The sequence below is a fragment of the Johannesbaptistia floridana genome (genome assembly GCF_057440575.1).
Genome location: NZ_JALKVM010000408.1, coordinates 1 through 14,792, shown reverse-complemented (window position 1 = coordinate 14,792; position 14,792 = coordinate 1). Strand labels below are relative to the sequence as shown.

11 protein-coding genes and 1 pseudogene are annotated in these 14,792 nt (G+C 36.0%); 6 read left to right on the top strand and 6 right to left on the bottom strand.

The features are described from left to right. Positions 1–3 precede the first annotated feature (3 nt). Positions 4–1,473, top strand: coding sequence for an ankyrin repeat domain-containing protein (locus tag MW688_RS23205; RefSeq protein WP_486738386.1), 1,470 nt, complete (start codon positions 4–6; stop codon positions 1,471–1,473). Here MW688_RS23205 and hpnA read toward each other — a convergent pair. The 4 genes from hpnA to MW688_RS23185 form a co-directional block, all read right to left on the bottom strand. After that, on the bottom strand, positions 1,439–2,437 hold the full coding sequence (gene hpnA, locus MW688_RS23200) for a hopanoid-associated sugar epimerase (RefSeq protein WP_486738385.1): 999 nt from the start codon (positions 2,435–2,437) through the stop codon (positions 1,439–1,441). The two genes, MW688_RS23205 and hpnA, sit on opposite strands and share 35 nt — an antisense overlap. A gap of 93 nt (positions 2,438–2,530) precedes the next feature. After that, positions 2,531–3,499 carry an alpha/beta hydrolase gene (locus tag MW688_RS23195; protein ID WP_486738406.1) on the bottom strand — a complete coding sequence of 323 codons (969 nt, stop codon included), beginning with the start codon at positions 3,497–3,499 and terminating at the stop codon, positions 2,531–2,533. 360 nt (positions 3,500–3,859) lie between these two features. Then, positions 3,860–5,851, bottom strand: a complete 1,992-nt coding sequence (locus tag MW688_RS23190) for a dynamin family protein (RefSeq protein ID WP_486738384.1) — start codon at positions 5,849–5,851, stop codon at positions 3,860–3,862. A 19-nt stretch (positions 5,852–5,870) separates the two neighbouring features. After that, positions 5,871–8,267, bottom strand: a complete 2,397-nt coding sequence (locus MW688_RS23185; protein WP_486738383.1) for a dynamin family protein — start codon at positions 8,265–8,267, stop codon at positions 5,871–5,873. Between the two features lie 114 nt (positions 8,268–8,381). On the opposite strand from MW688_RS23185, the gene MW688_RS23180 reads away from it, so the two are divergent. After that, positions 8,382–8,612, top strand: a complete 231-nt coding sequence (locus MW688_RS23180; protein WP_486738382.1) for a DUF433 domain-containing protein — start codon at positions 8,382–8,384, stop codon at positions 8,610–8,612. Positions 8,613–8,626: 14 nt separating this feature from the next. Next, positions 8,627–8,986 carry a DUF5615 family PIN-like protein gene (locus tag MW688_RS23175; RefSeq protein ID WP_486738381.1) on the top strand — a complete coding sequence of 120 codons (360 nt, stop codon included), beginning with the start codon at positions 8,627–8,629 and terminating at the stop codon, positions 8,984–8,986. A 24-nt stretch (positions 8,987–9,010) separates the two neighbouring features. On the opposite strand, the gene MW688_RS23170 is transcribed toward MW688_RS23175, so the two are convergent. Together MW688_RS23170 and MW688_RS23165 are read right to left on the bottom strand one after the other, a co-directional pair. Continuing rightward, positions 9,011–9,871 (bottom strand): C39 family peptidase, encoded by an 861-nt coding sequence (locus MW688_RS23170; protein ID WP_486738380.1) that lies wholly within the window; start codon positions 9,869–9,871, stop codon positions 9,011–9,013. A 3-nt stretch (positions 9,872–9,874) separates the two neighbouring features. Then, positions 9,875–11,857 (bottom strand): dynamin family protein, encoded by a 1,983-nt coding sequence (locus MW688_RS23165; protein WP_486738379.1) that lies wholly within the window; start codon positions 11,855–11,857, stop codon positions 9,875–9,877. Positions 11,858–12,384: 527 nt separating this feature from the next. Between MW688_RS23165 and purB the strand changes: the two genes are divergently transcribed. The 3 genes and pseudogenes from purB to MW688_RS23150 all read left to right on the top strand — a co-directional run. Continuing rightward, complete coding sequence (gene purB, locus MW688_RS23160) at positions 12,385–13,680, top strand: adenylosuccinate lyase (protein WP_486738378.1); 1,296 nt, start codon at positions 12,385–12,387, stop codon at positions 13,678–13,680. Then, positions 13,671–14,408: a 4'-phosphopantetheinyl transferase family protein gene (locus MW688_RS23155; RefSeq protein WP_486738377.1), complete on the top strand. Its 738-nt coding sequence runs from the start codon at positions 13,671–13,673 to the stop codon at positions 14,406–14,408. The genes purB and MW688_RS23155 overlap by 10 nt, the downstream gene beginning before the upstream one ends. Positions 14,409–14,524: 116 nt before the next feature. Continuing rightward, positions 14,525–14,792, top strand: a pseudogene (locus MW688_RS23150) (hypothetical protein); the annotation flags it as partial.

The following is a 14,792-nucleotide window of genomic DNA, read 5'->3' as shown; positions in this document are numbered from 1 at the left end:
AAGATGAATTTACACCAAGATATTCTGTTAGTTAAAGGGATTTTGCATCAGGATCTCAAAGCGGTTGAGAGTTTAATAAATCAAGGAGCAAATGTAAATGCAGCGAAAAGGGGGCAACCAACACCCTTGATGTATGGGGTGCAGTTAGGAAACAGGGAGATAGTAGAAATTCTCTTAAAATCAGGGGCTGATGTGAATCAAGGGAAGGAAGGCTCCCAAATTACTCCTATAATGTTGGCAGGTGGGGCAAATTATCCAGAGATAGTAAAAAGGTTGATAGAAGAAGGTGCTGATGTAAATGCTATCAATGAAGATGGGAGCACGGCTTTGATGATCGCCTCTTATAAGGGAAATATAGAGATAGTAAAGCTACTGTTAGAGGCGGGGGCTAAAATTAACTTAGAGGATAAGGAAGAAGATACAGCATTAGTAGTGGCGATCGCCAATAATCAAGAGGAGATGGTAGAAATATTATTAGCATCTGGGGCTAATCCCTATTTAGGTAAAGGAGCACTATACACAGCTATTAGTCAAGGAAACTTGACAATTGTGCAAAAATTACTAGAAATAGGAATAGATGTTAACTACTATAAACCAGAGCAACTAACCCCCTTGAAACAGGCGATTTCCTCGGGAAATTTAGAAATAATTAAGGCATTAGTAGCAGCTAAAGCTAATTTAAAAATAGCCGATAGCGAAGGAGAAACAGCCTTAACTCAAGCAATTGACACAGAAAACCCAGAGATAGTCAAATTACTTCTAGACTATCAAGTGGAGGTTAACACTGCCACTACCGAAGGAATGACACCATTAATGATTGCGGCTAGTAATGGGAATAGAGAAATTGTCGAGATGTTGATTAATGCCGAAGCTGAATTAGAAACTGAAAACCAAGAAGGAGAAACAGCCTTACATCTAGGAGTAATAGAAGGGCATTTAGAAGTAAGTAAAATTTTACTAGAGGCAGGAATAAACGGAGATAAAAGGAATAATTTAGGAGATACACCCCTAATTTTAGCTGTTTTACAAAGACATCCCCAGATTGTAGCAGCATTACTAGAATATGGCAGCGATCCTAATTTGAGTAACCAAGGAGAAACGCCTCTAAGTCTGGCGGTGAATCTAAGAAATAGAGAAATAGTAGAGATTTTAATCAAAGGGGGAGCATTGTTAAATACCTATGGTAGTGATGGAAAAACTATATTAATGAAAGCGGCGATCGCCAATCATTTACCCATACTAAAAATTCTCCTAGAGAGTAATATTGACGTTAATCAACAAGATAGCGTGGGGGCGACAGCTTTGATGTGGGCAACAGCTAGAGGAGCCACAGAAGCAGTTAAACTATTATTAACTCATCCTCAACTAAATCTCAACTTACAACACCAGGGAGGTTATACAGCTTTAAAACTAGCAGAATTAAATCAATACCCAGAAATTATCGCTTTACTTCAGCAAGCTGGTGCTCATTAAACCAATTTACGGCATTTTTAAGGGCATTTTCTAGGGGAGATTGAGGTAGCCCGAGGGTTTGGACTGCCTTACTCGCATCATAGTACATCAACTGTTGAGACATTCTCACTCCATCAAAAGGAATTGCAGGGGATTTACCGATACGAGTTAAGCAAAACTCATCAATAGCGGCTACGGTTAGGGGTATCCAGGGGGAAATAATAGTTGTGGGTGCCTTAATTCCAGTAATTTTACTGAGAATATCCAAAAGTTCTTTGAGAGTAAGATTTTGGTTACCGAGAATATAGCGCTCTCCAGTTTTACCCTGAGAAAGTGCCAGTAAATGTCCCCAGGCGACATCTTCCACATCAATAAGATTTAAACCTGTATTCACATAGGCAGGCATTTGGCGACGGAGGAAGCGGAGAATAATTTCTCCTGTAGGTGTGGGTTTAATATCTAGAGGACCTACGGGAGTGCTAGGATTGACGATAACTATATCTTGCCCTTGGGAAGCGGCTTTATGGGCTTCTAACTCAGCTAGATACTTAGATTTTTTATAATCTCCTACTAATTCTTGAATCGGGCTTTGGTGAGTTTCATCTACTGGTTTACCCTGTTTATCTACCCCAATAGCAGCTACTGAGCTAGTATAGACTATGCGCTCAATTTTAGCTTTTTGAGCAGAAGCAAGAATATTTCTGGTGCCTAAGATATTGCACTGGTAGAGTTTGTTTCTATCGGCTTGCCATAGAGAATAATGGGCGGCAACATGGAATAAAACCTGACAATCTGCCATGAGAGTGCTGAGATTATCGCTATTTAAGTCACCTGTAACTATTTCTATTGGTAATCCTTTGAGATTATCTAAGTTACTGCTAGGACGAACTAATGCTTTGACTGTATAACCTTGAGTTAATAGTAATCTGATTAAGTTTGCCCCAATGAAGCCTGTGCCTCCGGTGACAAAAGCTTTGCTTGTCATCTTTCCGCCCTCATGTTGACACAATTACTGACTTTTGACAACTCTGTTCAATTTAGTATTTTACATGAAATGTGAGTTACTTAATATATTGTTTTAATTAGAGGCTTTATTAAGGATAATCTCAATGGCTTGGCATATAGACTTGGGTTTATCTACCCAAACAAAATGACTGCTATTGGGGACCTGGATTTCTACTGAATTTGTCGATAAATTAAGAATATCCTGGTGCATTTTCTTCCTTAACTGGTTACAAGCTTTTAGCGGTAAGGGAAGAGTCCACAATGATGGTTTCAAAAAAGAACTTGCTGTAATCAAAACAATAGGGATGTGATTGAAGTGATTAGCTGATTGAAGTTGATAACCACTTACATCTAAATTTTTCATCTCCCGCAGCATAGTTAACCAGTGTTTAGGACGGCAAAATGAGCGTTTAACGAAGTTAAGATGATCACGAGAAAAATTACGTAATTCTGGTTTAATTAACTCGAAGATTTTCAGGGTTTTAAACAAGCGGATTATCCCGAAAAACGAGCCTAGTATTGACATCAAAAAACCAGACATGAAAAATAATTTTAAGGCTTTTAACTGAATTGGCATCTTCAGCATACCTGCTTCGTGGAGTCCATCAGTTAATACCATACCCAATACTTTCTCAGGATAACGATGGGCATATAGCCTAACATTGTAACTTCCAAAAGAATCACCAACTAATATATATGGTGGATTAATTTGGGCTTGACTAAGAAGAGTATTTAACTCTGAAACAATTTCTTGGCTATTCCTTGGTTTAGGACTGTGATCACTCCAACCATATCCGGCGCGATCATAAATACAAACTCGGGTTAACTTAGAAATTTCTTCTATCAATAAATAACCCTCAATTCCCCCCAAACTATGATCTAATATGACTGTGGGAGTTCCCTTTCCCCTGACACAATAATGCCAATTATAACCACCTACATCTATACGTTGACCTGGAGGTGATTTTTTATCCTCAATCCAATTAGCCAAAAGTTGATATCCGGTTGTGATAGTTAAGACAATATATTCATTCAGAATCATGGTTTTTTTAGTATGGGAATTGCTATAGTAGGGTGCGTTAACCTGCGTGTAACGCACCATAATATACTAACATTTACTAGAAGTTATTTTTTATACCAAATGTAACTCACCACAATAGACTAAAAAAGTAACATTCTCTAGCAAGTAAGCGATCGCTCCTCAGATCTTGCATCTTTACCCAAAGTTACTGGTTGTGGTTGAGTTTTGAAGTTTTGAAGTGAGGAAGTTTTGAAGTAAAAGAATTGATGTTAAACCCCTAGGAGACAAAGATTATAGAGAATTAACCATAAAGAACATTTTTCCTTAAAAATTAGTACATAAGTTCTGGTGGAAGATATGAGGCTCTCTACTTATTTCTGGTTATCCCAAAGTAACATTAGTGATAAACTCATCTAGTTTTACATCAATTTTATTCATATTATTCTCAATTACTTCTAATTGTTTTAACTTCTCCTCCACATTGGCTTCGCCTTTTTGCTTCTCACTCAAAACAGAATCAACTTGATCCCGAATACTTTGGATTTCTTTCTTTAAACCCTGATCAATTTTTTCCTTGAACTCTGATAAAGTTTTAACAGTAGAATCAGCAATTTGACAAGATTGTTCATAATTAGATCTTCGTAGTTGCTTAATATATTCACCAGCTACTGTTTGTTTAACTTTATCATTTGTAGACTTCATTTTCCAAATTCCTTGAACTAAACCTCCACCCATTAACAAAGGAATAAATATCCAAGGATTAGTTAAACCTAGTAATATCGCCCCAATCGCTAAACCAATCTGAGGAATAAGACTTTTCAACATTTCTTGATAGCCAAAAACTGCACCAACGGCAGCACTACCTACTCCTCCAATTACAAAACCCCCAGCCGTGGCAAAAATTCTTTCTATAGGAGATACCTTTCTTTCTGATTCTACTACAGTAGAAGCATCGAAGCTACCTGGAGCGATTTTTAATCTGAGATCGTCAATATTTTTCAGAAAATCTGCTGCTTTACTATCTAATTCCAACATTAAGCTTTCTAGTCTTTGCTTAATTAAAGGCTCTAATTCTTGAGTTTGCCAAGTTTCTATCTCAGCTTCTATCTGTTGGGAGAAAAATTCTGTGATTTCTGTAACTACTCGTTCAATTTGCTTAGTTAAAAATTCAAACTTAAAAAACTCTATTGGTTCTTTTATTTCGTAACTTTCTATCCATTCTTTAATCTTAACATCAGCTAATCTCACATAGAATTCTTGAGATTTGCCCCTAACAGCTATGCGCATATCTTCAAGAAAGTTACTAATTCTGCTAGTAATTTGTTGCCGCTGCATTTCTAATTCCTGTAAGGGTTTTTGCGCTTCTGCGTAGCGCTTTTCTAAAGTTTTAACATCAGTTCTTAATAATGCTCGTCTCTCGGGAATAGTACGACGCGCTTCTTGGATAGATCTTCTTAATTCCATCGCTGGACGTAGTAGTTTAACTCTACCGCGATCATAAATTAGAAATTCTTGTAAGTCTTTTTCTAAAGGAATAATTCCTGACTTTTCTACTGCTTCATCATCTTCATCTAATCTTCCTTCTAATGCTTGTAAAGCACTAATAAAAAATACTCTTTTTTCCCCTTTTTTAGTTAAGGGAGCTAGACGAGAGATGCCATATTTTTTCAAATCTTCTCTTTCTTTTTTGCGAATAGAATCAAAGCGATTGCAAACAAAGAAAATATCTTCATGTCCTGCTTTTATCAGGGTATTATTAATCACATCTAGTTCTGATTGAGAGGCTAAAGCTTCACAAGTCAAAACAAAAAGAATTGCATCGACGGTGGCTAAATAATCGAGAGTAACTTTTTGACGAATTTCATTTTCATTTAATCCGGGAGAATCAATGATTTCTACACCATTTTTGCACAAGTCTAACTGCCAAAAAATCTCGACTTTTTCGTGTGGAGTACTATTAATCGCTTCTCTTTGACTAACTCCATCTTTAATCACCACATAATCTTCTATTTCGTCGATGGGAATATCTTGAGGAGGTTTAGTGTTACCATTTTCATCTTGATTAAAATGCAATACCGCTCGATGAGTTTCTCCCCATTTTATTTCATTAATGATAGCTGTACAAGGTTTAGCATAGGAAGGTAAAATTTCTTGTCCTAATAGAGCGTTAATAAAAGTACTTTTACCTCTTTTGAATTCCCCAACTACTAATACTTTAAAATTATCTGCTTTAACTCTTTCTTTTAACTTATCAATTGTATCTCCCCATCCTTTCATCTCTAAATTATTTAAAAACATTAATTGTTCTTCAATAATTTTTTCGAGAATTTGGCGGTTTTCAAAGAATTTACTGTAACCTTGGGTTTCAATCATGCTCAACTCCTTATCTTAATTAATTTTCTTTTAGTTTTTGATTAATTTTTATTTCTATCTGATTAACTTGTTCATTTAATTGATGCCATTTTTCTAATTGTTTTGTTGATTTCATGGTAGCAATTAAAATTTGTTGATTTTGTCGCCATTGTTGTTTTTCTTTGTTAATCTCTTGAAGAATTTGTTGATATATTTCCGTTAGTCTTGCGGCAACTTTTTGTGAGTATTGGTTGAGTGACAAGCTAACTTTTTGCTCCAACTCCTGCTCAACTGTTTGTTTTTGCTCCATTATGGTCTGATTTATCGTATTTTCTCCCCATAACCAGATTCCTGTGCTACAAGCTATTCCAATTGGACCTCCTAAAATATAGCCAGCAATAATTGCTGCACTACTACCTAGACGAGTGAAGAGACGATATTTTTGTAAATCAGCTAGAGGTAAATTCTCAAAACTAGAAGTAAGCTCATAGTTATAGTTACTAACGGGCATAATTGTGGCTATTTCTTGTCCAAAATATTCTTTAACTTTTGCTTCTACCCAGGTATTGTCTTCAGCTATTTTTTGAATTAGAGAATTTTCTACATTGCGAGAAAAACTAACAAATTCTTTACGTAAAACAAATGGTAAGTCTTCTTGCCACCATAACTTAGGATTAGAGGCTTTCTTGAGTTGGAATTTTAAAACGTCTAAGAGGTTTGTCTTAAATTCCATAATGTTTAGATCAAGATTCTGATAATTTTTCAGGCGTCTACTATCTAAATTTATGGTTAACTCTTGCCAGTATATTTCTGCCTCTTGAATCGATGCTTCAATTTTGTTAATTTCTGTTTGTCTTTCACTTTCAGCTAATTGTGCTTTGGCGATCGCCGTTTCTGCTAAATTTTTCAACTTTTGACAACCATCTAGTACTTGTTCTGTAACTTGACGACTACGCCATAGTCTTCTTTCTCCTTTTTCAACCATTTTTTCTAGATGAGTTTTAATAGCTGTTATGGTATCTGTGGAGGAGTGGTGATTATCAAGGGGATGTAAAGGTAAAACAGTAACTTCCGGTGAAATTCTGCCTATACGACTCGTGATATTTTCAAAGACAGCTTCTCTTTCATCGGCTTTCACCATGTCTAGCTTAGAAACTACAACTAAAATACGAGGTACATGACGTCCAATAATTTCTTGTTCTAAAAAACTAGTCTCAGTTAAACTAAAAGGTATAGTTGCACTAATAACTAAAACTGCCGCGTCACATTGATTGAGTAAATCAAAAACCAAACCAGATCTTTTACTTCCTAAATCATTAGCGCCGGGGGTATCAATTAACTCCACATCAAGCTTTTCTAACCAAGAATTATTAATTTTTACCCGCACTTTAGCTAATATGTCTTGATTATTGCCTGTGGGATCTATTGCCAGTAAATCTCCCCAAGCTTCTTGACTCAATTCGCGATTCTCCACCCGTTGATCTGGAAAATAGATAGTAATCTGATTTTCTTGAGAAGGAAAAATTGAAATTAAGGTTGATGTTGTCGGTAAACTTCCCGTAGGTAAGAAATCATCCCCTAAAAGACAGTTAATTAAATTACTTTTGCCGCGACTAAATTCTCCCACAACAGCCAATCTAAAGCCAGGCTGTAGAAGTCGATATTGGTAATTGTGTAACTGATTGGAGAAATCTTTTAAGTCATACTGAGTGGCAATCTCTTCTAATTCAGATAACCATTGATTCAGGGAAGATTCTGAGGCTGATACTGTTTTACCAGGAGATTCTTGATCGCTAATAATGGGTATTTCCTGATTATTCTTTTCTTCTTCAATAGTTATTGACTGGGATTCTCGATTAGATAAATCCCAAGCTTTTACATCTCTATTTAACCATTCTTTAGTTTCGGGAATTAGTAGCCAGTAGTAATCATAAATTTCTCTAGGTAGTAATCCTGCATAATGAGGTGCTAATTTACTCAAGGAAAAATCTTCTACTACCAATTTATCTAGTAATTGAAACAGGGCATCTTCTCTAATCAATCTAGTTTTACTATCAAGATTCACGGTAGAATCTGTGGGAGTAACTTTAATCGAGTTTTCCTGATTTGATTGTAACTGACTAATGGTTGTATTCTCACTCAAATCTTGAGTTTCTACGACATTTCCTTGGGGTATAATCCATTTTATAGCTCCCCAAGGAGGGTTAAATACCTGAGTTTCGGTTTCGAGAGTTTTACTAGTAACTAATAGAGTCAACAGATACCATTGATCGTCTATTTTATAAGGTATTGGCGGTAGGGGCATAGATTCTATTGTCACCCAGTTTCTCAGTTGAGTATCTTTATGAATACTATTAATTAAGCCTTTTATTCCCTGAGATTTGTTAGCTAGAGATTGACTAGTTATTTTTTTTAGTAATTCTGGATCAATTTTCATGAAAAAATATGTGAGGGTTATTTGAATTATATACTTAGGCTTTGAAAATGTCTATGCTAAACTTGAAACTGTAAAGCCGTGCTGAAGCACGGGGTTTCAAACCCAATTATTTTGATGAAAACTTTAAAGAGAATTACCAGTAATCCTCAAGTCATGGGAGGAAAACCTTGTATTAGAGGGATGAGAGTAACAGTGGGTACAGTGGTGGGATTAATGGCATCTGGCCATTCTCCCCAAGAAATTTTAGAGGCTTATCCTTATTTAGAAGAAGCTGATATCTATGAAGCTTTAACTTATGCAGCATGGCGGGTTGAAGAAAGAGAAATTGATTTAAACGTGGTATGAGAATCTTGATTGATATGAATTTATCACCTAACTGGATTTCTGTATTTGCTAAGTATGGAATAGTAGCAAAACACTGGTCAACGATAGGAAATCCAGCGGAAAGCGATAAATTTATCATGCAGTGGGCATTAGAAAATAATTATATTGTCTTCACAAATGATTTGGATTTTGGTGCATTATTAGCGGCAACTCAAGCAAATTGTCCTAGTGTTATTCAAGTTCGTACTCAAGATTTATTTCCTGAATCTTTGGAAACTATTCTTATTCAATCCTTAAATCGTTTTCAAGCTGAACTTGAGTCAGGGGCATTAATCACCATTGATTTAAGTCGTGCCAAAGTAAGAATTTTACCTATCCGTTCTCAGAATAATTAAAGGGACTTATGCTTGATACTTTTGTTAAACTATGGGTACCAGAGGAGAATCATGAGCGATTACAATTTGGTTCCCAAAATCATCCCAAGCATTAACAAAATCTACAGCGTCAACTACTTTCATTTGACCATCAGGAGTACCGCTATCATTGATAATTAGTTTGACACTTCCATCGGGAAGCTGGTCTATTCCTGTTACCCAAACTGCGTGACCTGCATCTGATTGTTCGAGAGGGTTACCATCACCATCTCTGATTGGTTCCCAAATTTCCTGGGCATCCAAACTGACTATTACTTTGTTACCTTCGTCGAGGGCTTGAGCAATATCATTGAGGTCTGCATTGTAATAGGTATCAGTAGGTATATCAAAATGGTTGAGAATTTTACCCATATCCTCGGGATAAGTACCCCGGTCAGGATGAAACCAACCATTAGCCTCTGCAATATCGCAGACTTCAGCCTCTGTGAGGTCTATTCCGGTAATAGACTCATATACTCCCATTTGAGCGACTACGGCGCAAGAACTACTACCTTGTTGATATTGCCAAAACTGAGCATCTTCAAAAGGGTCTCCTACTCCCTCAAATTCTGATACAGTCCAGCCTTCCTCATAGATAGAATAGTCAGAATAATTAAAATTAAGAAAGTCTTCTAGTATCTCTGTCTCTACCCCTGATGAAGTATTATCAAACTCCAAAGCTAAGTTATCTGTATATTCATCAATATAATTTTCTGAATAATTTTCTGAGAGACTCTCATTAAAACCATTTTGAAAGTCATTTAAATACTTGAGACCATCTTCAGAATTAAGTGCCAACGCTTCTAAATTAGATTCTTGGTCTTGAATAAACCAATCATCAATTAAATCAAAAAGATCATCGAACATAAATCAACCTCTAACTATATTTTTTAACCTTTCTTGTTGTTGCTTCATTTGCAATTTACGCCTTTCGATTTCTTTTAGATAAGTTTGAGTAGATAGTTGTAAATTGTTTAAGCGTTCTAATTCCTGTTCCTGTTCAGAGAGCATTAACTGCACAATACTATTATACTTATGTGTGTATAAATCAATGTACTTATTTAAAGAATTAATTAATTCTTGACTATGACTAATCAGATTGTTACCAGTTTGAGTAATTAACTCTTTAAAGTAATCATTTAAATTAGGCTCCAATTTATCCCATAATTCTTTTTTTCGATCATCCAGGGATGGTCCTAGCCAACGGGATAAAGAAGCCCCGATAATTCCTCCAATAATTGCCCCAATTCCTGGTATGAGAATAGCCCCGACTACACCGATAACGGCGCCTTTAATAACTCTACCTGTGGCTTGTTCTTCTTGTTGAGCGCTAATAGCTTTCATTTCTGCACAAATATTAGATATATTTGATGATAAATTATTTTGATTAATTTGATGAGAATAGTCAAAGCTTGCCCCTAATGCTTGTAATTTTTTATAAGCTTGAGTAAATTCATGATCAAAGTTTGATTGGGCTTTTTTAGCTTGATTATTTAAAAATTGAAAGCGATTTTCTATAATATTTTGCAATATTTGTTGTTCTGATTGTAGAAGAGTTTCTAGTTGATTTTCTGTAAAATATTTGAATTGCTCCCAACTGTTTATAGTTAAAAGACTTTGTTGTATTTTTTGTTTCTTTTTTTGTTTATATTCTAAAATCAGTGATTTTAGGGTTTCTATCGCCTTGATTGTCCCTTGGATGATTGTTTGTTTACAAAGGTTTTTATTTTTTTGAGCAAAAGATGCTATATCTTGAATAGTATCATTTTTTAAGGCTAGATGACGTTCTTGATATTTTTGCCATTCTTGAGTTAAATTTGTTTCTAACTGTTCTAAAAGTTTAGTTAACAAGCTTAAGTTGTTTTCAGCAATAATTAATATTCTCTCTTGGCGAACTTTTTTGAGTAAAAACTCTTCTAACTGAGTAAAATTATCGCTCCAATATTCTGAATCTGAGACGGTTTCCTCTTCATCATCTTGATTATCCAGATTATCTAGAATAGTTTGGGCAGAAACAGAACGAATAATCGGGTCTTCAATGGACAGCATTGTTTCTAGCCGATTTTTTATATTGTTGAGTAATTGTTCCCTTTCTTTTTTTCTAATGCTGTCCATTTTTGTAACCACAAAAATACAGCGAGGCAAAAAAGGTCGTAAGCTAGTATCTAAAAAATTAGCCAAACTTTGAGACAATGGTGTAGTAGCAGGAATGATAACAACTGCTGCATCTGCTTCATTGGCGATAGTTTTACGAGTAACTTCTCCGTGTTTAACATTGATAGCATTTGTACCTGGAGTATCAATAATTACAATTTTTTCTCGAAGAAAACTTGCCCGATGATTGATAGTTAGTGACAGGACATTTTCCGCTATTTCTGGTTGAGTAGTTAAAATATGGATTAATTCTCTTGGTGTCACCCGATTGATGTTGAGATGAGGGAGAGTAATTATGTTGGTGATTTTCTCGGTTTTTATGGTACTTTTGGTCGTACCAGTCAATTTAGCTTCAATGATTAAATCATCTCCATATTTAATTTTAGTGGCTGATGCCGTAGCTACTAGGGCTGATGTTTTTAATAAATCATCCCGAAGAAGTGCATTGATAAAAGTACTCTTGCCACTGGAAAATTCACCAACTATTGCTAAATAAAAATTAGGGTCTAAACTACGTTTTTTTATTCTATCGATTTGCTGTAGTAGCTGCTGTTTATCGGAATCAGTAACAAAATTCTTCTCCAGCAAAGTTTTAATAAATTCTAGGTGTTCATCAGAATTCGTTAAAGCTTGTAGTTGCTCCACATATTGGGAATCTGTTCCCCTAGTTTCGTCATTTTGATTGGCTGTCTCGAACATCGATCGCTGTATCAATCAATATTATTTTTTTATATTTATTAATATACCACATAATCAAGCTAGGCTATCTTCAGATCTTTCCCTTCATTAGCTCAGGAAAAACTGAAACAATGTATTGTCATAAATTAAACGGACTTAATCTTATCAGGAAATCCTGACATAATTTGGTGCGTTACGGGCTTCGCACGCTTCACACCCTACAACTACAACTACTTTTATAGTGTTGGGTTTCGTGACCTCAACCCAACCTACAGGCTACAGGCTACCTTCTTACTCATTACTCATTACTCATTACTCATTACTCATTACTCGTTACTCATCATGTTGGGTTATCTCCCTGCCCAACCTACAGGCTACAGGCTACCTTCTTACTTCAAAACTTCAAAACTCATTACTCATCTAACTAATACTTCTCCCCCTCTCCCGGAGCTCCACAATTAAGTTGAGGATGAGAGGAGATCGCCAAAACTACCACTAAAGACAATCTTTCTGCTAAGATGATAAAGCAATAAATCTAAATCCCGACCGTGATTGAACGCTATACCTTGCCTGAAATGGGCGAAATTTGGACTAATAATTATAAACTGAAAACCTGGCTAGATGTAGAAATAGCTGTGTGTGAAGCACAAGCAGAATTAGGCTATATACCAGAATCAGCAGTGGCAGAAATCAAAGCTAAGGCAAATTTTGATGAACAGCGCATCTTGGAAATAGAGGCAGAAGTCCGCCATGACGTTATCGCTTTTTTAACTAATGTAAATGAGTATGTGGGAGATGCAGGGAGATATATTCATCTAGGCTTAACTAGTTCAGATGTAATAGATACAGCCTTGGCTCTACAACTAGTAGCAAGTATAAGTTTAATATTAGAGGCAATAGAAGAATTAAGCCAAGTAATTCGCTATCAAGCCCAACAACATCGTTATACAGTAATGGTAGGGAGATCCCACGGGATTCACGCCGAACCAATTACCTTTGGGTTTAAACTGGCAGGATGGCTGGCAGAAGTGCTGAGAAATCGCGATCGCCTAGTTCGCATCAGACGAGAAATAGGTGTAGGGAAAATCTCGGGCGCCGTGGGAACATACGCTAATATAGACCCAAAAGTAGAAGCAATAGCCTGTCAAAAACTGAATTTAGACCCAGATTGTGCCTCCACTCAAGTAATTTCGCGCGATCGCCACGCCGAATATATGCAGCAATTAGCCATAGTAGCCGCCTCCATAGAAAGATTCGCTGTAGAAATTCGCAACTTACAAAGAACTGATGTACTTGAAGTTGAAGAATATTTCTCAAAAAAGCAAAAAGGTTCTTCAGCGATGCCACATAAACGTAACCCAATACGCTCCGAACGTTTAACCGGCTTAGCCAGAATTGTCCGGGGTAATGCCATGGCAGCTTTAGAAAATGTCGCTTTGTGGCACGAAAGAGATATATCTCACAGTTCCGTAGAAAGGGTTATCTTTCCCGATAGCTGCATTATCACCCATTTTATGATTAAAGAAATGAGTGACTTAATCAAACATTTACAAGTGTATCCAGAAAATATGCAGCGCAATATGAATATTTATGGAGGAGTAATCTTTAGTCAAAAAGTTTTACTCGCCCTAGTAGAAAAAGGCATAATGAGAGAGGATGCCTACCGAATCGTCCAAAGTTCTGCACATCAAGCATGGAATCAACCAGAGGGGAATTTTAGAGAGTTAATTAGCAAAGATGAACAGGTAACGAAGGTATTATCAACAGAAGAGTTAGCTGAATGTTTTGATCCTCAACAGCATCTACGCAATTTAGATGAAATTTATCAAAGATTGTGCATATAGATGATTTTATTACCCAAGTACCCAAAATAACAGCAGATGAAACTCATATCTGGTGTTTACCTACCAATCTAACTTCTCAACAAATCTCCGAACTCACACCATTACTAGCAATAGATGAACAAAATCGCGCCAATAAATTCCATTTTCCTAAGCACAAAAACGCCTTTATTGCTAGTCGTGGTTATCTGAGACTGATTTTAGCTAAATATTTAAATATTCAACCCCAAAACTTGGAATTTAATTACACCTCCAAGGGTAAACCCTATTTAGCTGAGTCATATCAAAGCAATCAGTTACAATTTAATCTCTCTCACTCTCAAGATTTAGTAATTTATGGAATCTCTCCACAGCAATTAATCGGAGTTGATTTAGAATACTTACGTCCTTTTCCCGAGGCAGTTAATCTAGCTAAACGTTATTTTTGCCCAAAAGAAGCCCAACTCATAGAAAACTTACCTCTATCTCAGCAATCTCTAGCTTTTTTTCAAGCATGGACTGCCAAAGAGGCAGTTTTAAAAGCTATGGGATGGGGAATAGCTGGAGGTTTAGATAGTTTAGAAGTGGAAGTAAATCCTACTAAATCTGCTCAACTATATACTATTAATGGTGATGCTGAAGCCGCTCAAAATTGGTCACTAGTCAAGCTTACCCCTGCCGTTAACTATTTAGCTACTGTAGCCAAACCAGGCCAAATAATTTACAAACTATTTAACTATAACGCTACTTGATAGGGGAATAGGCATTTTAGCTATTCCAAGCATTGCAGTGAATGCCTAAATCCATTAACCTTTCAAGAGCAGACTTAAAAAAGCTATAGTTTAGTTATAGTAGAGCTTACTAAAAAATGTTTTTAGAATCGTTAGATACTGATATTGCCACTGCTGTCAAAATCTTAAATAAAATATTGACTAGTATTTGTCAACTGGTGGCAATATTTATTATTTCTATAGGTATAGCTAGGGGATTAGTGATTTTTCTTAAGGATTTATTTTCTCAAGAAAAATCTGCTGATGCTTTTCAACAAAGCCGTTTAACTATGGGTTATTCCTTTTCCCTGGGGCTAAATACAGTTGAAAAATATTTACTCATTACTGCTAAAACTTGCTCATTTG